At 69.5% G+C, this 18,064-nt stretch carries 17 protein-coding genes, 1 tRNA gene and 1 pseudogene; 7 read left to right on the top strand and 12 right to left on the bottom strand.

From position 1 onward, the window contains the following. Positions 1-88: 88 nt before the first annotated feature. The 4 genes from ACHFGS_RS11635 to ACHFGS_RS11620 are packed head-to-tail and all read right to left on the bottom strand — an operon-like array spanning position 89 to position 2,546. Positions 89-427 (bottom strand): TadE family type IV pilus minor pilin, encoded by a 339-nt coding sequence (locus ACHFGS_RS11635; RefSeq protein ID WP_394289485.1) that lies wholly within the window; start codon positions 425-427, stop codon positions 89-91. Next, complete coding sequence (locus tag ACHFGS_RS11630; RefSeq protein ID WP_394289484.1) at positions 424-627, bottom strand: DUF4244 domain-containing protein; 204 nt, start codon at positions 625-627, stop codon at positions 424-426. The genes ACHFGS_RS11635 and ACHFGS_RS11630 overlap by 4 nt, the downstream gene beginning before the upstream one ends. Positions 628-678: 51 nt before the next feature. After that, positions 679-1,560, bottom strand: a complete 882-nt coding sequence (locus tag ACHFGS_RS11625) for a type II secretion system F family protein (protein ID WP_394278843.1) — start codon at positions 1,558-1,560, stop codon at positions 679-681. After that, positions 1,557-2,546, bottom strand: coding sequence for a TadA family conjugal transfer-associated ATPase (locus tag ACHFGS_RS11620; RefSeq protein ID WP_394278842.1), 990 nt, complete (start codon positions 2,544-2,546; stop codon positions 1,557-1,559). The genes ACHFGS_RS11625 and ACHFGS_RS11620 overlap by 4 nt, the downstream gene beginning before the upstream one ends. A gap of 411 nt (positions 2,547-2,957) precedes the next feature. Between ACHFGS_RS11620 and acs the strand changes: the two genes are divergently transcribed. After that, positions 2,958-4,922, top strand: coding sequence for an acetate--CoA ligase (gene acs, locus ACHFGS_RS11615; RefSeq protein WP_394289483.1), 1,965 nt, complete (start codon positions 2,958-2,960; stop codon positions 4,920-4,922). 116 nt (positions 4,923-5,038) lie between these two features. Here acs and ACHFGS_RS11610 read toward each other — a convergent pair whose 3' ends face one another. Next, the gene (locus tag ACHFGS_RS11610; protein ID WP_394280384.1) at positions 5,039-5,506 is read right to left on the bottom strand and encodes a RidA family protein; all 468 of its coding nucleotides are present in this window, start codon (positions 5,504-5,506) and stop codon (positions 5,039-5,041) included. Then, the gene (locus tag ACHFGS_RS11605) at positions 5,506-5,727 is read right to left on the bottom strand and encodes a hypothetical protein (RefSeq protein ID WP_394280383.1); all 222 of its coding nucleotides are present in this window, start codon (positions 5,725-5,727) and stop codon (positions 5,506-5,508) included. The genes ACHFGS_RS11610 and ACHFGS_RS11605 overlap by 1 nt, the downstream gene beginning before the upstream one ends. A gap of 119 nt (positions 5,728-5,846) precedes the next feature. On the opposite strand from ACHFGS_RS11605, the gene ACHFGS_RS11600 reads away from it, so the two are divergent. The 4 genes from ACHFGS_RS11600 (at position 5,847) to ACHFGS_RS11585 (ending at position 10,431) form a co-directional block, all read left to right on the top strand. Further along, complete coding sequence (locus tag ACHFGS_RS11600; protein ID WP_394280382.1) at positions 5,847-8,522, top strand: transglycosylase domain-containing protein; 2,676 nt, start codon at positions 5,847-5,849, stop codon at positions 8,520-8,522. Then, positions 8,519-9,481: a metallophosphoesterase gene (locus ACHFGS_RS11595; protein WP_394280381.1), complete on the top strand. Its 963-nt coding sequence runs from the start codon at positions 8,519-8,521 to the stop codon at positions 9,479-9,481. Before ACHFGS_RS11600 ends, ACHFGS_RS11595 begins: the two co-directional genes overlap by 4 nt. Before the next feature lie 16 nt (positions 9,482-9,497). Next, positions 9,498-9,571 (top strand) — tRNA-Pro (locus ACHFGS_RS11590). Positions 9,572-9,666: 95 nt separating this feature from the next. Beyond that, positions 9,667-10,431: an HAD-IIB family hydrolase gene (locus tag ACHFGS_RS11585; RefSeq protein WP_394280380.1), complete on the top strand. Its 765-nt coding sequence runs from the start codon at positions 9,667-9,669 to the stop codon at positions 10,429-10,431. Positions 10,432-10,437: 6 nt separating this feature from the next. Here the strand turns inward: ACHFGS_RS11585 and ACHFGS_RS11580 are convergent, their stop codons facing one another. The 4 genes from ACHFGS_RS11580 to ACHFGS_RS11565 all read right to left on the bottom strand — a co-directional run bounded on the left by ACHFGS_RS11580 (position 10,438) and on the right by ACHFGS_RS11565 (position 15,121). Further along, complete coding sequence (locus ACHFGS_RS11580; RefSeq protein WP_394280379.1) at positions 10,438-11,076, bottom strand: thymidine kinase; 639 nt, start codon at positions 11,074-11,076, stop codon at positions 10,438-10,440. 31 nt (positions 11,077-11,107) lie between these two features. Further along, the gene (locus ACHFGS_RS11575; protein ID WP_394280378.1) at positions 11,108-12,622 is read right to left on the bottom strand and encodes a malate:quinone oxidoreductase; all 1,515 of its coding nucleotides are present in this window, start codon (positions 12,620-12,622) and stop codon (positions 11,108-11,110) included. Between the two features lie 95 nt (positions 12,623-12,717). Continuing rightward, positions 12,718-13,788 (bottom strand): aspartate-semialdehyde dehydrogenase, encoded by a 1,071-nt coding sequence (locus ACHFGS_RS11570; protein ID WP_394280377.1) that lies wholly within the window; start codon positions 13,786-13,788, stop codon positions 12,718-12,720. Between the two features lie 46 nt (positions 13,789-13,834). Continuing rightward, positions 13,835-15,121, bottom strand: coding sequence for an aspartate kinase (locus ACHFGS_RS11565; RefSeq protein ID WP_394289482.1), 1,287 nt, complete (start codon positions 15,119-15,121; stop codon positions 13,835-13,837). Between the two features lie 129 nt (positions 15,122-15,250). On the opposite strand from ACHFGS_RS11565, the gene ACHFGS_RS11560 reads away from it, so the two are divergent. Further along, complete coding sequence (locus tag ACHFGS_RS11560) at positions 15,251-16,642, top strand: threonine/serine exporter ThrE family protein (protein ID WP_394280323.1); 1,392 nt, start codon at positions 15,251-15,253, stop codon at positions 16,640-16,642. 20 nt (positions 16,643-16,662) lie between these two features. Further along, positions 16,663-17,061 (top strand): hypothetical protein, encoded by a 399-nt coding sequence (locus ACHFGS_RS11555; RefSeq protein WP_394280322.1) that lies wholly within the window; start codon positions 16,663-16,665, stop codon positions 17,059-17,061. A 9-nt stretch (positions 17,062-17,070) separates the two neighbouring features. Here the strand turns inward: ACHFGS_RS11555 and recR are convergent, their stop codons facing one another. Then, on the bottom strand, positions 17,071-17,664 hold the full coding sequence (recR, locus tag ACHFGS_RS11550; protein WP_394280321.1) for a recombination mediator RecR: 594 nt from the start codon (positions 17,662-17,664) through the stop codon (positions 17,071-17,073). A 2-nt stretch (positions 17,665-17,666) separates the two neighbouring features. Beyond that, positions 17,667-18,064: pseudogene (locus tag ACHFGS_RS11545) on the bottom strand (DNA polymerase III subunit gamma and tau); the annotation flags it as partial.

The following is an 18,064-nucleotide window of genomic DNA, read 5'->3' as shown; positions in this document are numbered from 1 at the left end:
GTTGTCGACGCGGCCCCCGCTGCGGTCAGCCCCACGGCGAGGGTCGCGATGACGGCGATCAGGCCGATGGATGCGGACGCGCCGGGCATCAGTCCCCCTCCCCGGCGCCGCTGCCGAGCGCGCAGGATCGGGCGCGGAGATCCGGCAGCGGCAGGACGGCTCCGGCGGGAGCGGTCAGTCGGACGCACACCAGATCGCCCGAACGTGATCGCGCGGTGTGAAGGCCCTCGATGTCGAGAGCTCGCTCGACCGACTCGACGCTGTCACCGCGCGCCGCGAGGCGGGCGGCCTGCGCGGCGCCCTGCTCGAGTCGCACCTGTCGCCCGCCGACCCCGAGCGCGGAGATGGCGAGGGCGAGGACGACCACGACGGCGGGGACGACGACGGCGAACTCCGCCGTCGCCGACCCCCGCTCGTCACGGATCATGCGACGGTGAGGGCCCGGCGGACGAGGTCGGTGAGGATCTCGCGGACCTCATCGGAGCGCATGATCACGACCAAGAGGCCGGCGAAGGCGACCGCCGCCATCGTGGCGATCGCGTATTCGGCGGTGGCCGCGCCGGTCTCATCGGAAAACAGCTCGGCCGCGCGACGCGGGGTGAGGGTGGGCAGGGTGTTGTCGATCATGGCGTTCCTTCGTGTTGTGGATGGGTGGGCACGTTCAGGTCCGCGGCACCGTCACAGCGTGAGCGGGGTGGCGGTGAGGACGGACAGGAGCATCGGACCGACTCCCAGGAGCAGGAAAGCGGGCAGGGTGCAGACGCCGAGAGGCAGCAGCAGGCGGGTGGACAGCGTCGCGGCGCGGAGCCGGCCGGCGGTGCGGGACTCCTGCCGCTGCGCCGCGGCATCCGCTCGGAGGAGGTCGATCGCGGGAACGCCGGCGGACCGCGAGAGATCGAGCGTCGCGAGTGTCTCCGCGTCCGTCGGCGATCCGGCCGCCGCCTCGCTGACGGCGATCGCACGGTCGAGCGAAACCCCACCCGAGAGCGCGATCGCGACGACATCGGCGCCCAGACCCGGCAGCGCGTGGTCGGGCTGGGCGCGCGCGACGAGGGCTGCGGTCCAGCGGGACGTGATGATCATCAGGGCTCCGCCGAGCACCAGGCAGACGACACCGATCGGCTGCGTGAGTGCGGCGAGCGGATCGAAGCCCAGCGCCGCGCCGAGTCCGAGTGCGGCGAGGGGCAGCCAGGAGATCAGACGCGCCGTCGTCTGCGGTTCGGCGAGCGCCGTCCGGACGTCGTCACGGGCCTGATGCGCGTCGCGCAGCGCATCCGCGAGGCCACGGAGGCTCTCGGCGAGGGGCGCGCCGACCGTCGTGGCGACCTGCCAGGCGATCCCGATCTGTGCCCACGCTTCCCCGCGCGAGCGGAGCACGTCTGCGACCGATCGCCCCTGCTGGAAGGCCCGCGACACCGCGCCGGCCGTCTCGTCACCGCTGCGCGCGAGATGGCTCCAGGCGCGGGGCGGCGTGAGTCCCGCCTGCAGCAGCACAGCCAGCCGGTGCACGGACGCGGCGACGTCCGCCGTGTCGACGCCCTCGTGCCGACGGCCGCTCATCCGAGCGCCTTCATCCCGAGCCGGTCGCCGTCGATGACCGGGCGGGCGATCCCGACGACCTGCCGGACACCGTCCGGTCGGCGCGCGATATGGACGACAGCGCCGATCGCACTGACCACCTGACGTGCGAGCGCTCGATCATCCATCCCGGCGAGCGAGCCGAGGGCTTCCAGCCGCGCCGGGACGTCAGCCAGTCCGCTGGCGTGGACCGTGCCGGCCCCGCCGTCGTGGCCGGTGTTCAGCGCGCTGAGCAGTTCGCGGATCTCCTCGCCGCGACACTCCCCCACGACCAACCGGTCCGGCCGCATGCGCAGCGCCTCACGCAGCAAACGCGCGAGCGGAACGCCGCCGGCGCCCTCGAGGTTCGCCTGTCGCGCCTCGAGACGAACGTGGTGCGGGTGGGCGAGGCGGAGCTCGGCGACATCCTCGATCGTGACGATCCGCTCCCGCTCCGGCACCTCGCCGAGGAGCGCCGCCAGCAGGGTGGTCTTGCCGGCACCGGTCGCCCCCGTCACCAGGACGTTCTCCCGGTCGGCGACGAGCGCCTCGAGCCTCGCGCCGGTGCGCGCGTCGAAGGTGCCGCGCCGGCCGAGATCGTCGAGATCAGGGGCCCCGAGGCCGGGCAGCCGGATCGAGATGACCGGCCCGTCGCACGACACCGGCGGCAGCACTGCGTGCACGCGGACACCGTCTTCCCACCGGACGTCCGCGCAGGGCGTAGCGTCGTCGAGGTGCCGTCCGCCCAGCGCGATGAGGCCGACCGCCAGGTCGCGGGCTTCCGCCTCTCCCAGCTGCCATCCGGGCACGGATTCGACACCGGTGCCCCGATCGACGAACAGCCCGCCCGCCCCGTTGACGAAGACGTCCGTCACGGCCGGGTCGGCGAGGTATGCGCGGAGCGGCTCGACCACCGGATGCCGCGGCAGCGACCGCCGCGCGGCACCGCCGTATCCGGCGGGTGGGGCGACGACGAACGGCAGCGACATGACGACGACGCTAAGAACCGAGGCCGCACCCGCGATGGGCGGAGGGAACGTCGGTGGACAGTCGCCCGTGTCGGCCTGCTGTGGAGACGGCGCGGCGGATCGGATGCGGCGTGCACCGGAAAAAGTGAGGGGCGGCATCCTTTGGGGGGAAAGGATGCCGCCCGCGCACCCACGCTTCAGGGGGGATCGGCGGGGTGCGAGGCCGAAGCTGAATGTTCGGGCGGGTCCATAGTACGACGTCTCCGGACCTTTCGGCGACCCCGATCGGGGTCGCATCACGACTTTTCAGGAAAGATCCCTCCCCACTATCGGCGGTAGCCGTCCACGCGGCGCCGAACCTAAAGTGACGGCATCGCGGCGCGCGCACATCGGCGCCGCGAGCACGGCCCGTCAGACGCAAAGGAGCGCCGCATGAGCAGCCAGATCGACCACCTCTTGAACGAGACGCGACGCTTCGCGCCGTCTCCCGAGTTCGCGCAGGCCGCGGTCGGGACCGCCGACCTCTACCAGCGGGCCGGTGAGGACCGCGAGGCGTTCTGGGCAGAACAGGCGCGCTACCTGCACTGGCACACGCCCTTCACGAAGGTCCTCGACTGGTCCAACCCGCCGTTCGCCACCTGGTTCGAAGACGGCGAGCTCAACGTCGCCTACAACTGCCTCGACCGCCACGTCGAGGCCGGCAACGGCGACCGCGTCGCACTGCTGTGGGAGGGCGAGCCCGGCGATGAGCGCCGGATCACTTACGCCGAGCTCACCGACGAGGTGAAGCGGCTCGCGAACGTCCTCACGGAACTCGGCGTCGAGGCCGGCGACCGGGTCGCCATCTATATGCCGATGATCCCCGAAGCCGTCGCCGCGATGCTCGCCGTCGCCCGCGTCGGCGCCATCCACTCGGTCATCTTCGGCGGCTTCTCCGCCGACAGCCTGCGCTCACGCATCGACGACGCCGGAGCGAAGCTCGTCATCACGAGCGACGGCGGCTACCGCAAGGGCCGCGTCTCCCCCCTCAAGCCGGCCGTCGACCAGGCCCTCGGCGACCGCGGCAACGGCCCCCAGGAGACGGTCGAGCACGTCCTCGTCGTCCGTCGCACCGAGAACGAGGTGTCCTGGACCGAGGGCCGCGACCTCTGGTGGCACGACGTCGTGCCCGCGGCATCCGCCGATCACGATGCTCAACCGTTCCCGGCGGAGAACCCGCTGTTCATCCTGTACACCTCCGGCACCACCGGAAAGCCCAAGGGCATCCTGCACACCTCCGGCGGCTACCTCACGCAAGCGGCCTTCACGAACAAGGTCGTCCACGACCTCCACCCCGAGACGGACGTGTTCTGGTGCACCGCCGACATCGGCTGGATCACCGGACACAGCTATGTCACCTACGGTCCGCTCGCCAACGGCGTCACCCAGGTCCTCTACGAAGGCATCCCCGACAGCCCCCACCCGGGACGCTGGTGGGAGATCGTCGAGAAGTACGGCGTGACGATCCTCTACACAGCCCCCACGGCGATCCGCTCGTTCATGAAGCTCGGCCGCGCGATCCCGGAGAAGTTCGACCTGTCGTCCCTCCGCCTGCTCGGGTCGGTCGGCGAACCCATCAACCCCGAAGCCTGGGTCTGGTACCGGCACGTGATCGGCGGTGACCGCACGCCCATCGTCGACACGTGGTGGCAGACCGAGACCGGCGCCATCATGGTGTCCGCCCTCCCCGGGGTGACCGAGACCAAGCCCGGCAGCGCACAGGTTCCACTCCCCGGCATCGGTGTGGACGTCGTCGATGACGGCGGGGAGCACGTTGGCAACGGCAACGGCGGACTCCTCGTGCTGACCGACCCCTGGCCGAGCATGCTACGCGGCATCTGGGGTGACCCGGAGCGGTTCAAGGAGACCTACTGGGAGAAATTCGAGCGGCAGGGCTTCTACTTCGCGGGTGACGGCGCCCGTCTCGACGAAGACGGCGACGTGTGGTTCCTCGGGCGCGTCGACGACGTGATGAACGTCTCCGGACACCGGCTGTCGACGACCGAGATCGAATCGGCGCTCGTCGGCAACGAGGCGGTCGCCGAGGCAGCCGTCGTCGGCGCGTCAGACGAGACCACGGGTCAGGCAGTCGTCGCTTTCGTGATCATCAAGCAGAGCTTCCTCGACCACCACTCCCCCGAGGGCCTCGCCGACACCCTGCGCACGTGGGTGGGCCAGCAGATCGGCCCCATCGCCCGGCCGCGAGACGTGTATATCGTCGGTGAGCTGCCCAAGACCCGCTCGGGCAAGATCATGCGGCGTCTGCTCCGCGACGTGGCCGAAGGTCGCGAGGTCGGCGACACCACGACGCTCGCCGACACGATGGTCATGAGCGTCATCAGCGCGCAGGTCAAGTAGCGCCCGCCTCTCCCGGTCCGCGAGACAGCGACGCCGAGCCCGAGACATTGGTCGACGACCGACGTGTCGGGCTCGGCTGCTGTTTCGCCGTCTGGTGACGCGGAAGATCCCGCCGGTCAGGCGTGGGTGAAGATCACTTCCACCTCGACGGGGCTGTCCAGCGGCAGCAAGGGCACGCCGACCGCCGAGCGGGCGTGGCGCCCCGCGTCACCGAAGATCTCGCCGAGCACCTCGCTCGCCCCGTTGATCACGCCGGGCTGCCCGGTGAACTCGGGCACGGATGCCACGAACCCGGTGACCTTGAGGACGCCGCTCAGCCGGTCGACACCGCCCACCGCTGCCGCCGCGGCCGCGATGGCGTTGAGGGCGCACCGGCGCGCCAGCGCCGCGGCATCCGTCGCCGGCACGAGACCTGCGCCGTCGCCGACCTTGCCGGTGGCCGGAAGCGCGCCGTCGACCATGGGCAGCTGACCGGAGGTGTAGACGAGGTCGCCGTGCACCTTCGCCGGGATGTAGGCGGCGACCGGCGGGACGACGGCGGGAAGCTCCAGACCGAGCTCGGTGAGGCGGGCGGAGAGCGACATCAGCCCTGGCCGCCGAACTGGCGCGCGGCCTGAGCTGCGGCATCGAGCCCCGCGGAGTTGGAGGCGCCGCCGCCGCTGGGACGCTTGAAGTAGCCGACGAGGCCGCCTTCGGGTCCGGTGACGACCTGCACGAGCTCCCAGCCCTGCTTGCCCCAGTTGTTGAGGATCGCCGCGGTGTTGTGGATCAGCAGCGGCGTGGTCATGTACTCCCACGTGGTCATTTCGGGCTCCCAGAGGTCGGCGCGGCGGAGCCTGCCGCCCGTGACGCACGGGCGCGCAGACGCGAGAAACGGGGAGCGGATCCGAGGCATCCCTCAGTTATCTCCCTTACGATCAGCCTATGCCCCACGCGAAAAGGACGGCCACCGGTGTGTTCGGAGGCCTGCTCGGCTTGGTCGGATTGAGCACCGTCGCCGGTCTCCTCATCACCGCTACCGTGACGCCGGCGATCGCCGTCTCCGGCTACGCCGCCTCCAGCGCGATCGAGATGTTCGACAACATGCCGAGCTACCTCAAGATCGAGAAGCTCATGCTGCCCACCTCGATCTATGCCAAGGACGAGAACGGCAAGAACCGGAAGCTGACCGAGTTCTTCGATCAGAACCGCATCCCGGTCACCTTCGACGAGGTCAACCCGGTCGTCTACGACGCGATCCTCTCCAGCGAGGACAAGAAGTTCTACGAGCACGGCGGCATCGACCTCATCGGCACCGTGAGCGCCCTCGCCAGCAACGCGAGCTCGGGCTCCAACCGCGGTGGCTCCTCCATCACCCAGCAGTACGTGAAGAACGTGCTGCAGCAGAACTGCGAAACGGCCGCCAACGGTGATGAGAAGCTCGTCCGCGAGTGCTACCTGCAGTCGACCGTCAACACCGGCCCCGCCGGGTATCAGCGCAAGCTGCAGGAGATGCGCTACGCCATCCAGCTCGAGAAGGAGTACTCGAAGGACGAGATCCTCATCGGCTACCTCAACATCGCGCACTTCGGCGGCACGGTCTACGGCATCGGCGCCGCAGCGAGCTACTACTTCGGCACGACGGCAGACAAGCTCACGATCGGCCAGGCCGCCGCGATCGCCGGCATGGTGCAGGAGCCGAATACGTACCGGCTCGACCTCTCGAAGGGCACCCGCACGGCGGCCGACGGGACTCCGATCAACAACGCCGACGACGGCTTCTCGCTCACCAAGAAGCGCCAGGTCTATGTGCTGGGTCGCATGCTCGCCGACGGCAAGATCACGCAGGAGGAGCACGATACGGCTGTCGAGGCCCCCATCGAACCCAAGATCACCAAGCGCGACCAGGGCTGCAGCGAGGCGGAGGGCGCGGAGTTCTTCTGCCAGTACGTCGTCTCGATCATCCGCCAGGATGATGCGTTCGGCGACAGCGATGACAACATCTCCACGCTTCGCCGCGGCGGTCTGAAGGTCTACACCACCCTCGACTTGGAGCTCCAGGAAGCGGCGCAGGATGCCGTGTCCATCGTCCCCGCCTATCGCGACGACATGGACCTCGGCGCGTCCGGCGTCCAGGTCGAGGTCGGCACGGGGCGGGTGCTGTCCATGGTGCAGAACCGGCCGTGGTCCGACGATCCGGACGGCGACAGGACGACCCAGGTGAACTACAACGCCCCCGAGATCAACGGTGGCGGGCAGGGCCACTCCGCCGGGTCGACCTATAAGGTCTTCAGCCTGATCAACTGGTTGCAGGAAGGACGATCCGCCAACGCCGTGCTGAACGGACGCACCGGCGAGAAGAACGTGATCACCTGCGACGGCGCGACGCAGACCGTCTACACCGGCCAGGGGAAGGATCCTTTCGGCGGCGACAAGATCCGCAACTTCGAGAACAACCCCGGGTACAGCGGCACGGTCGCGCGATTCACGAAGGACTCGCTCAACACGGGGTTCTTCGCGATGGCGGAGGACCTCTCGGTCTGCAGCACCAACGAGGTGGCCGGTCAGCTCGGCGTCACGTGGGGCGACGGCACTGTTCTGACCGACGTTCCCGCGTGGTCCAACGACCCCCCGAACGTGCCCTATAACGTGCTCGGATCCTCTGCTGTCGCGCCGATCCAGATGGCGAACGCCTATGCGGCGATCGCCTCCAACGGCATCCTCTGCAAGGCGAAGCTCATCGACCGGGTGATCGACGCCGACGGCAACGACCACCCTCTTCCCGAGACGAAGTGCGAGCGGGCGCTGAGTGAGGATGTCGCGTCCACTGCCGCCTGGGTGCTGGAAAGTGTGATGACCGGCAGCGGCACCGGTAGCGGCGCCCGCACGTACGACGGCGTGCCGATCTTCGGCAAGACCGGTATTCACCAGTACATCCACACCTGGATGATCGGTTCCAGCACAGAGGTGACCACCGCGGTCTGGGTCGGCAACGTCGAGGGCGCCAAGAAGCTCGATGAGAGGTGGGAGAGCGGCTACCGCCTCTCCCGCATCCGAAACGGTATCTGGCCCGACATGCAGCGCGCGGCGAACGCCAAGTTCGGTGGCGAGAGCTTCCCCGGGCCGTCTGCGGAGCTGACCAAGCGCAGCTACTCCAACCTGCCGAGCGTCATCGGCCTGTCGATCGATCAGGCTGTCGACCGCATCGAGGACGCCGGCTTCAGCGCCGTCGTGGGTGACGAGGTGAACGCGACCGAGGCCGCCGGCACGATCGTGTCGCAGAGCCCGGGCGCCGGCAGAGTCGTCTCCGGCTCGACCGTGGTGATCAACCCCAGCAACGGAGAGGGCGCGACCGTCCCCGGCGTGGGCGGAACGCCGCAGCAGGCGGCCGAGCTCCTCCGCGCCGCGGGCTTCTCGAACCTCACGGTGTCGTGCACCGACGCCGAGGGCACGCCGCGCGAGGGCGTCGTGACCGGAACCGATCCCTCCGCCGGCGAGACGGTGTCCAAGAACGACCGGATCACGATCCAGTACGCCACCCCCGATTGCGACGGAAACGGCGACGACGGGGGCAACGACCCCGGTGACCAGCGCGGTCCCGGAAACGGCAACCGCCCGTGACGGCCGCGCGCAGCGCCCTCACCGCACTCGGTGCGGTGGGGGCCGCCGGTGCCGCAGCGGCCGTGTGGGGCGTCGGCATCGAACGGTACCTGTTCACCGTCCGCAGCCACGACGTGACTGTGCTCTCCCCCGGTGCGGCACCGCTGACGGTGCTGCACCTGTCAGACGCCCACATGGCGCCGTGGCAGCACCGGAAGCAGCGGTGGATCGCCGAGATCGCCGAGGAGGTCCAGCCCAACCTGGTCATCAACACGGGCGACAACCTCGGCCATGAAGACGGCCTGCGTGGCATCCGCGCCGCGTTCTCTCCCCTGCGCGGAATCCCCGGACTGTACGTCCACGGCTCCAACGACGTCATCGCCCCCACCGGCCGCAATCCGCTGCGCTATTTCTCCGGCCCCTCCGAGCACAAGGTCGAGGCGGGCAAACTCGATACGGCCGCGCTCGACGCCTTCTTCACCGAGGACCTCGGATGGACGGCACTGCACAACACCGCGGCGACGATCACCGCGGGCGGCGTGGAGATCGCTGCGCTGGGCGTGGACGACGCGCACCGCGATTGGGACGATCTGGACGCCGCGACCGAGGCGTACGCAGCGCTCTCCGTCTCTGAAGGCGCGTTGCGAATCGGGGTGACGCACGCACCCTATCGCCGCATCCTCGACCGCCTCACGGACGCCGGGGCGGACGCCCTCTTCGCCGGTCACACCCACGGCGGCCAGGTGCGCATCCCCTTCTCCCCCACCGCCCTCGTGGCGAACTGCGACATCCCGCTGGATCAGGCGCGAGGCCTCAGCACGTGGGCGCACGACGGACGGACGATCCCGCTGAACGTCAGCGCCGGCCTGGGTCACTCCATCTACGCCCCGGTGCGCTTCGGCTGCCGACCGGAGGTGTCGGTGCTGACGCTCCTGCCGAAATCGCCGCTCGATTCGTCGGGAAGCGCCTCGAGAGGGTAGGCTAGGGGGGTTGCCACGGGGTGTGGCGCAGCTTGGTAGCGCGCGTCGTTCGGGACGACGAGGCCGCAGGTTCAAATCCTGTCACCCCGACAGCAGAGAGGCTCCGCCGGATTCCGGCGGGGCCTTTCCCATCCCTCCGCCCGGAGGGGCCATCGCACTCTCGCCTGGGAAACGGAGCCGCCCCAATGACCTCTCCTCGCCTCGTCGCATTCGACCTCGACGACACGCTCGCGCCGTCGAAGAGCGCGATCGACCCGCGCATCGGTGACCTGCTGCTGCAGCTGGCCGACCGCGTGCAGGTGGCGATCATCTCGGGAGGCCAGCTGCAGCAGTTCCGCGCTCAGGTGGTCGAGCGTCTGCCGGAGGCGGATGCCGCGACGCTGGAGCGCTTCCACCTGATGCCCACGTGCGGCACCCAGTACTACCGGCTGACCGGCGCCGGCATCGAGACGGTGTACGCCCACTCCCTCACCGAGGACGAGAAGCAACGCGCACTGGCCGCCGTCGAAGAGGAAGCCAAGCGCCTCGGCGTCTGGGAGAGCGAGACCTGGGGCGACATCCTCGAGGATCGCGGCTCGCAGATCACGTTCTCCGCGCTCGGCCAGTCCGCACCCTTGGAGGCCAAGACCGCCTGGGACCCGACCGGAGCGAAGAAGAACGCGCTGCGCGACGCCGTCGCCGCGCGGATCCCCGACCTCGAGGTCCGCTCCGGCGGGTCGACCTCGGTCGACATCACCCACCAGGGCATCGACAAGGCGTACGGCATGCGTCAGCTGTCTGAGCAGACCGGCATTCCGCTCGATGACATGCTCTTCGTCGGCGACCGCCTGGACGAGCACGGCAACGATTACCCCGTGCTGGCCATGGGTGTCACCTGCCAGGCTGTCGACGGCTGGGAGGACACCGCCGCGTTCCTCGAGCAGCTCATCCCGACGCTGCCCACCCGCTGACCGGGCTCAGCGGAGCCGACCGCCGGATTCGCGGAGGTAGCACCGGGCGCACATCGACTCGTATGTGACCCGGTCCGCCGACAGCTCGTCGATCGCGACCTGGTCGCCGTCGAACACGAACCGTCCGCCGACCAGGCGCGCGTTGAAGAGCGCCTTGCTGCCGCACCGGCAGATGGTCTTCAGCTCCTCGAGGCTGTGGGCGAGCTCCATGAGGCGCGCCGACCCCGGGAACGCCCGCGTCTGGAAGTCCGTCCGGATGCCGTAGGCGAGCACCGGGATGCCGTCGTCAACGGTGATCCGCAGCAGGTCGTCGACCTGGGCCGGGGCGAGGAACTGCGCCTCGTCGATGAGCAGGCAGGCGACGTCGGCGGGACCATCCGGCAGCAGCGCCGCCGCGGCGGCCTCCTGCACGCGCGCACGATGCTCCGCGAAGAGTGCACGCACATCGTCCTCAGGCCGGATGAGGAAATCGACCGTCCGCTCCACCCCGAGTCTGCTGGAGACCTGGTCGGCCCCCTTCGTGTCGATCTCGGGCTTGGCGAGAAGGATTCGCTGACCGCGCTCCTCGTAGTTGTAGGCGGCCTGCAGCAGCGCCGTCGACTTCCCCGAGTTCATCGCGCCGTAGCGGAAGTACAGTTTGGCCACTGATCGAGCTGATGCGGTCCGGCGGCGGCGCTCAGGCGTTGATGTGGAGGACGGATGCCGTCTTCGCGACCACCTTGGAGGCGGTGTCCGCATCGCCGTTCAGCGTCTGACCGTAGGTGGGGATGAGCGTCTTCAGCGTCGGCTCCCAGCCCGCGATGCGGTCGGGGAAGCAGGACTTGAGCAGTCCCAGCATGATCGAGGCGCCGGTCGACGCGCCGGGCGAGGCACCCAGGAGGCCCGCGATGGTGCCGTCGGCCGAGGAGACGACCTCGGTGCCGAACTGGAGCACGCCGCCCTTCTTCGGGTCCTTCTTCATGACCTGTGCGCGCTGACCGGCCTGCAGGAGCTCCCAGTCCTCGTCACGCGCGCTGGGCATGAAGTCTCGAAGGGAGTCGACCTTCTTGCCGTGGTTCTTCAGCAGCTCGCTGACAAGGTACTTGATCAGCCCGGGGTTGTCGATGGCGACCTTCAGCATCGGCCACAGGTTGCCGGGACGCACCTGGGCGATGATGTCGGTCACACGCCCCTGCTTGAGGAACTTGGGGCTGAACGTCGCGAAGGGGCCGAACAGCAGCGATGTCTCGCCGTCGACGACCCGGGTGTCGAGGTGCGGCACCGACATCGGCGGGGCGCCGACGGATGCCTGCGAGTACACCTTCGCCTTGTGCTTGGCGACGATCTCGGGGTTCGAAGTCTTGAGCCACTGCCCGCCGATGGGGAAGACGCCGTAGCCCTTGATCTCAGGGATGCCGGATCGCTGCAGCAGCTTGATCGCCCAGCCGCCGGCACCGACGAACACGAAGCGCGCGTCGACCGAGCCCGGAGTGCGGCCCAGCGAGTTGCGGTACGACACCTTCCAGGTGCCGTCCTTCTTTTTCGTCAGGTTGCGCACCTCGCGGTTGACGACGACCTCGGCGCCGTTGTCTGCGAGGTGGTCGAGCATCTGGCGGGTGAGTGCGCCGAAGTCGACGTCCGTGCCTGCGGGCACGCGGGTGGCGGCGAACGGCTCACCCTTCAGACGCTTGTGCATCAGCAGCGGCGCCCACTGGTTGATGACGCGCGAGTCCTCGGAGTACTCGATCCCCGCGAACAGCGGCTGGTCCTTCAGGATCTCGTACCGCTTCTTGAGGAAGGCGACGTCCTTCTCGCCTCGCACGAACGTCATGTGCGGGGTCGGGTTGATGAACGTGGCGGGTTCATCCAGCACGCCCTGAGTGACGAGCGCAGACCACAGCTGACGGGACTGCTGGAACTGCTCGTTGATGCCGATGGCCTTCGCGGGGTCGATCGACCCGTCGGCAGCCTCGGGTGTGTAGTTGAGCTCGCACAGCGCCGCGTGACCGGTGCCGGCGTTGTTCCACGCGTTCGAGGACTCCAGCGCGACGTCTGACAGACGCTCGAAGACGGCGATCTTCCAGTCGGGCTCGAGCTGCTGCAGCAGCGTGCCCAGCGTCGCGCTCATGATGCCCCCACCGATGAGCACGGCATCGTAGGTCGCCGTGCGGCGGGGGGCCGCGTGATTGTCCGCCGAAAGATTCTCAGTCACGAGAATCCAGTCTACGACGCGGGACGCGCCTCACCGGCCTCTTGACGCCGCTGGAGCCGGCAACAATCGAGGTTCTTTCCGTCGCGTGAAACGACTCAGACGCGGGCGGAGATCCGCTCGGCGACGACCTCTGCGATCTGCACGGCGTTGAGCGCCGCGCCCTTTCGGAGGTTGTCGTTGCTGATGAAGAGGACGAGGCCCTTGCCCTCCGGCGCGGACTGATCGGCGCGGATGCGGCCGACCAGACTCGGGTCGGCGCCGGCCGCCTGCAGCGGCGTGGGCACCTCGACGAGGGCGACTCCCGGAGCCTCGGCAAGGATCTCGCGTGCCCGCTCAGGGCTCAGATCGCGGTCGAATTCGGCGTGGATGGAGAGCGAGTGGCCGGTGAACACCGGGACGCGCACACAGGTGCCGGCGACGCGGAGGTCGGGCAGCCCGAGGATCTTGCGGCTCTCGTTGCGGAGCTTCTTCTCCTCGTCGGTCTCGTTGTCGCCGTCGTCGACGAGATTGCCGGCGAGCGGGATGACGTCGAACGCAATGGGAGCGACGTACTTCTGCGGCTCGGGGAAGGTGACCGCGCCGCCGTCGCGGACGAGGCCCAGGGTGTTGCCCTGTGCAAGCACTCCCTCGACCTGGCCGAGCAGCTCCTCTGCGCCGGCCAGACCCGAACCGGAGACCGCCTGGTAGGTGCTGACGGTGAGGCGGACGAGCCCGGCCTCGGCGTGGAGGGGCTTCAGGACGGGCATCGCGGCCATCGTCGTGCAGTTCGGGTTCGCGATGATGCCCTTGGGCAGCTGGGCCGTCGCCTCGGGGTTGACCTCGCTCACCACGAGTGGGACCTCGGGGTCCATGCGCCACGCGCTGGAGTTGTCGATGACGATCGCGCCCGCCTCGGCGAAACGGGGCGCGTGGGCGCGGGAACCGGTCGCACCGGCGGAGAAGAGGGCAATGTCGATCCCCGTGGGGTCGGCCGTGGCGACATCCTCGACGACGATCTCGTGGTCGCCGAAGGTGACCGTCGTGCCGGCGGAGCGTGCCGTCGCGAACAGTCGGAGCGAACCGATCGGGAACCCGCGTTCGATGAGGATCTCGCGCATGACGGTGCCGACCTGGCCGGTGGCGCCTACGACGGCGACGGAGAGTCCGGATTCGGAGATGACGGTCATGACGGGTCCTTGTGTTTCGGGTCTTGCGGGGTTCGGTGGGTGGGTGTCAGCGACCGGTGCCGGCGTAGACGACCGCTTCGGTATCGCCGTCGAGGCCGTACGCGGTGTGCACCATGCGGGCGGCCTCGGCGAGCTCGTCGCCCCGGACGACGACCGAGATGCGGATCTCGGACGTGGAGATCATCTCGATGTTGACGTTCGCCGTCGAGAGAGCCTCGAAAAGCGTCGCCGAGACACCCGAATGCGTGCGCATGCCGGCGCCGACGACCGAGAGCTTGCCGATCTGGTCGTCGTGGACGAGGCTCTCGAAGCCGACCTCCGGCTGCTCGCTGGCGAGCGCGCGCATGGCGGTCGCGGCATCCGTCTTGGGGAGGGTGAAGGAGATGTCGGTGCGGCCGGTGCCGGCGGCCGAGACGTTCTGCACGATCATGTCGACGTTCGCGCCGGACTTCGCGACGATCTTGAAGATCTCGGCGGCCTTGCCGGGGACGTCGGGGACGCCGATGACCGTGATCTTGGCCTGGCTGAGATCGGTCGCGATGCCGGTGACGATGGGCTCTTCCATCTCTTCTCCCTCTTGCTGCTCGGGGGCGCTCATGCCGGGGCCGAGGACGTAGGTGCCCGGGCCGGAGCTGAACGAGGACCGGGCGTGGATCATGACGCCGTGACGGCGGGCGAACTCGACGGCACGGATGTACAGGACTTTGGCGCCGTTGGCGGCGAGCTCGAGCATCTCCTCGGCCGTGACCGTGGTGAGCTTGCGGGCGTTGGGGACGACGCGCGGGTCGGCGGTGAAGATGCCGTCGACATCGCTGTAGATCTCGCAGACGTCGGCGTTCAGACCCGCAGCGAGCGCGACGGCGGTCGTGTCGGAGCCGCCGCGGCCGAGCGTCGTGATGTCCTGCGTGTCGCGGTTGAAGCCCTGGAAGCCGGCGACGATGACGATCGCACCGTCGTCGAGCGCGCCGCGCAGACGGGTCGGGGTGACGTCCACGATCCGCGCGGCACCGTAGGTGGCGTCGGTGACCATGCCGGCCTGCATGCCGCTGAACGAGCGCGCCTCGAAGCCCATCGAGTGGATCGCCATCGCCAGCAGTGCCATCGAGATCCGCTCGCCGCTGGAGAGCAGCATGTCGAGTTCGCGGGGCGCCGGGATCGGCGCGACCTGCGCGGCGAGGTCGAGGAGGTTGTCCGTCGTGTCTCCCATCGCGCTCACGGCCACGACCACGTCGTGACCGGCGCGGCGGGCGTCGACGATGCGCTTCGCGACGCGCTTGATGCTCTCGGCATCGGCGACGGACGAACCGCCGTACTTCTGGACGATCAGGGCCATGTGTCGGAAACTCCCGGGAGGATGCCGTGCAGCGCCGGCGGGCGGAGACTCACGCCCTGAGCACCATCCTAGAGAGCGCGGGATGCGCGCGCCGCCATGTGACGGAGTGGGGCTGATTAGGCTGACGGGATGCTCCGACGGCGCCTCCTCCCCTCCCTCCAGGCCCTCGTCCGCACCGCCGACCCCGCCGGTCCCGCGACCGAGATGCTCCCCGTGCTCGACGACGCCTTCGTGGTGCGGGTGCTCGATCTCGCGATCCGCGTGGGCGAGACCATGCTGGTCGCCGGCGCACCCGCGAGCGAGGTGACCTCGACGATCGTCCGCATGACCGGGGTGTACGGCCTCGACCCGGTGCACGTTGACGTGACCTACAACGCGATCACCGTCGCGCATCACCGCAGCGGCGCCGATCGCCCCGTCACCCTCCTGCGGGTCGTGCGCGGAAGCGCCCCCGATCATGCGCGGCTGCAGCGCATCCAGGCGCTCGTCGCGGCCGTCCGCGAGGGCCTCGGACTGGACGAGGCGATCGCGCGGTTCCGGAGCATCCGCCGGACGCCGTTCGCCTATCACCAGCCGGTCGTGATCGCCTCGCAGGCACTGCTCGCGGTCGGCGTCGCGGTCATGTTCGGCGGCAATTGGCTGGTCATCACGCTGTCGTTCGTCGCGGCCGCCGCCGCTGCGCTCACCCAATCCCTCCTCGCCCGCGCCCGGGTGCCGTTCTTCTTCAGCCAGATCGCCGGGGCGTTCGTCCTCACCCTGGTCGCCGCCGCCGCTCCCCTGCTGGAGCTGACGGGATGGGATGCCGCGGCCACCATCCGACCGTCGGTCATCGTCGCCTCGGGCATCGTCCTCATGCTGGCGGGACTCACCGTCGTCGGCGCCGCGCAGGATGCCATCGACGGTTTCGCCCTCACCGCGATGGGCCGCATCCTGGAGCTGGTCACGCAGACGGTGGGCGTCGTCCTCGGCATCCTGGCAGGGCTCGAGACCGCCCGCGTCATCGGCCTGGGCATGGAGGCGCCCAGCACGACGCTCCCGTTCGGACCGCTGCCGCTGCAGTTCCTCGGAGCCGCGCTCATCGCCGTGGCGGTGACGGTCTTCAACGGGGCCGGGATGCGGATCATCGTCGTGAGCATGGGACTCAGCGTCGTCGCGTGGGCGGGGTACATCGCGGCATCCGGTCTCGGCTTCGACACGGCCGCCGCCAGCGGCGTCGGCGCCTTCGCGGGGAGCGTCGTCGGTGTCGTCGTCGCCTACCGACTGCACGTGCCATCGGTGGCGATCACGACCGCCGCGATCCTGCCGATGGTGCCCGGCGCTGCGGTCTTCCGAGGGCTACTGGGCGTCGTGGAGTCGGGCCAGAGCCCGTCGACGCTGCTGACGGGGTTCACGACTCTCGCCGCCGCCGCGACGATCGGCATCGCGCTCGCCGTCGGCGCGTCGCTCGGCATCTACCTCGGGCAGCCGCTGCGCGCCTCGCTCGGATCGATCATCCGGACGCGAGCGCGCGTGCGGGGCTGATGTCGGAATAGGCTCGGAGCATGGCTGCTGCGACCGACGACATCTGGAACCGGGCTCTCGACGACGACTGGGATGCCACTCTCGGCGGCGACATCGCGTTGCGGAACGTGCTCACATTCGACGGCATGGTCCAGAACGGCGGCCTCTGGTACGCCGTCGAGGTGCACGCAGCCGATGAGGAATTCCCGATCGCCGCGATCGTGGACGGCTACCGGACGCTCGGACTCGAGACGACCGCCCACGTGATCGAGCGGGCACACGAGGAGTACGAGAAGACCGTCGGCATCGGCGACGACGAGGCCTGGGCAGACGCCGAGGAGCGCATCACCGAGGAGTACACCCTCGAGTCCGAAGACCTCAGCGACGCCCTCGAGCGGACGCTCACGCAGGAGCCGGAGCTGTTCGCGCCGCTCGACTGAGTCTCGCGGTCAGACGGCGCGGCGGCCCTCGAAGGCGCGGCCGAGCGTCACTTCGTCGGCGTACTCGAGGTCGCCGCCGACCGGGAGTCCCGAGGCGAGTCTGGTGACGCTGATCTCGAGCGTGTGCAGCAACCGACTGAGGTAGGTCGCCGTCGCCTCCCCTTCGAGGTTCGGGTTCGTGGCGAGGATGACCTCGGTCACGGTGCCGTCGGCCAGGCGCTGCATGAGCTGCGTGATGCGCAGGTCGTCGGGACCGATGCCCGCGATCGGGCTGATCGCGCCGCCGAGGACGTGGTACAGCCCACGGAACTCGCGGGTGCGCTCGATCGCCGAGACGTCCTTGGCGTCTTCGACGACGCAGATGAAGGTGCGGTCACGACGCGGGTCGCGACAGATCCCGCACTGGTCCTGCTCGGACACATTGCCGCAGATCTCGCAGAACCGCACGCGCTCCCGCAGCTCGGACAGCAGGTGCGCGAGCCGGGTGACGTCGAACGTCGGGGTCTGCAGGATGTGAAAGGCGATGCGCTGCGCCGACTTGGGACCGATGCCCGGCAGCCGGCCGAACTCATCGATCAGGTCTTGGACGATTCCGTCGTACATGCTCAGCTGAACCTCGTGGGCGGCGAGTAGGGCTCGTCACGGACGTACCGCGCCCCGAGAATCTGTCGGACGGCTGCCTCGCCGACACGCTCGATGCCGCCCGAGCGGATCGGGGTCGGCGGCGCGGGGCGCTCGCGGACGACACTCACCGGGAGCGGTGCATCGGCGTCGACGGGCGGCGGGACGTCGTCGTCCTCGTCACGGCCCGGCTCCTCGGCGGGGATCACCTGGCCCTCGCGCTGCACCGTCAGGGTGCGCACCGGTGCCGACTCCGCCTCCTCCGGCTCGTCGTCGACCGGCAGCTGCGCCCGCGGGGCGTCGTCGGTCGGGATGGGCGCGACAGCCCATTCGGTGACGGGTGCGGCGGCCGCCGGAGCGGAACGCGGCGCGGAACCCGCGG

The sequence above is a fragment of the Microbacterium sp. genome (genome assembly GCF_043427715.1).
Classification (GTDB): domain Bacteria; phylum Actinomycetota; class Actinomycetes; order Actinomycetales; family Microbacteriaceae; genus Microbacterium.
The sequence above is the reverse complement of the archived record's forward strand: the minus strand, read 5'-3'. Positions and strand labels throughout refer to the sequence as shown.

Excerpts from the sequence above, each read along its gene's own strand:
- ACHFGS_RS11635 (WP_394289485.1), bottom strand. The coding sequence starts at position 427 with ATGATCCGTGACGAGCGGGGGTCGGCGACGGCGGAGTTCGCCGTCGTC.
- ACHFGS_RS11630 (WP_394289484.1), bottom strand. The coding sequence starts at position 627 with ATGATCGACAACACCCTGCCCACCCTCACCCCGCGTCGCGCGGCCGAG.
- ACHFGS_RS11625 (WP_394278843.1), bottom strand. The coding sequence starts at position 1,560 with ATGAGCGGCCGTCGGCACGAGGGCGTCGACACGGCGGACGTCGCCGCG.
- ACHFGS_RS11620 (WP_394278842.1), bottom strand. The coding sequence starts at position 2,546 with ATGTCGCTGCCGTTCGTCGTCGCCCCACCCGCCGGATACGGCGGTGCC.
- acs (WP_394289483.1), top strand. The coding sequence starts at position 2,958 with ATGAGCAGCCAGATCGACCACCTCTTGAACGAGACGCGACGCTTCGCG.
- ACHFGS_RS11610 (WP_394280384.1), bottom strand. The coding sequence starts at position 5,506 with ATGTCGCTCTCCGCCCGCCTCACCGAGCTCGGTCTGGAGCTTCCCGCC.
- ACHFGS_RS11605 (WP_394280383.1), bottom strand. The coding sequence starts at position 5,727 with ATGACCACGTGGGAGTACATGACCACGCCGCTGCTGATCCACAACACC.
- ACHFGS_RS11600 (WP_394280382.1), top strand. The coding sequence starts at position 5,847 with ATGCCCCACGCGAAAAGGACGGCCACCGGTGTGTTCGGAGGCCTGCTC.
- ACHFGS_RS11585 (WP_394280380.1), top strand. The coding sequence starts at position 9,667 with ATGACCTCTCCTCGCCTCGTCGCATTCGACCTCGACGACACGCTCGCG.
- ACHFGS_RS11570 (WP_394280377.1), bottom strand. The coding sequence starts at position 13,788 with ATGACCGTCATCTCCGAATCCGGACTCTCCGTCGCCGTCGTAGGCGCC.
- ACHFGS_RS11565 (WP_394289482.1), bottom strand. The coding sequence starts at position 15,121 with ATGGCCCTGATCGTCCAGAAGTACGGCGGTTCGTCCGTCGCCGATGCC.
- ACHFGS_RS11560 (WP_394280323.1), top strand. The coding sequence starts at position 15,251 with ATGCTCCGACGGCGCCTCCTCCCCTCCCTCCAGGCCCTCGTCCGCACC.
- ACHFGS_RS11555 (WP_394280322.1), top strand. The coding sequence starts at position 16,663 with ATGGCTGCTGCGACCGACGACATCTGGAACCGGGCTCTCGACGACGAC.
- recR (WP_394280321.1), bottom strand. The coding sequence starts at position 17,664 with ATGTACGACGGAATCGTCCAAGACCTGATCGATGAGTTCGGCCGGCTG.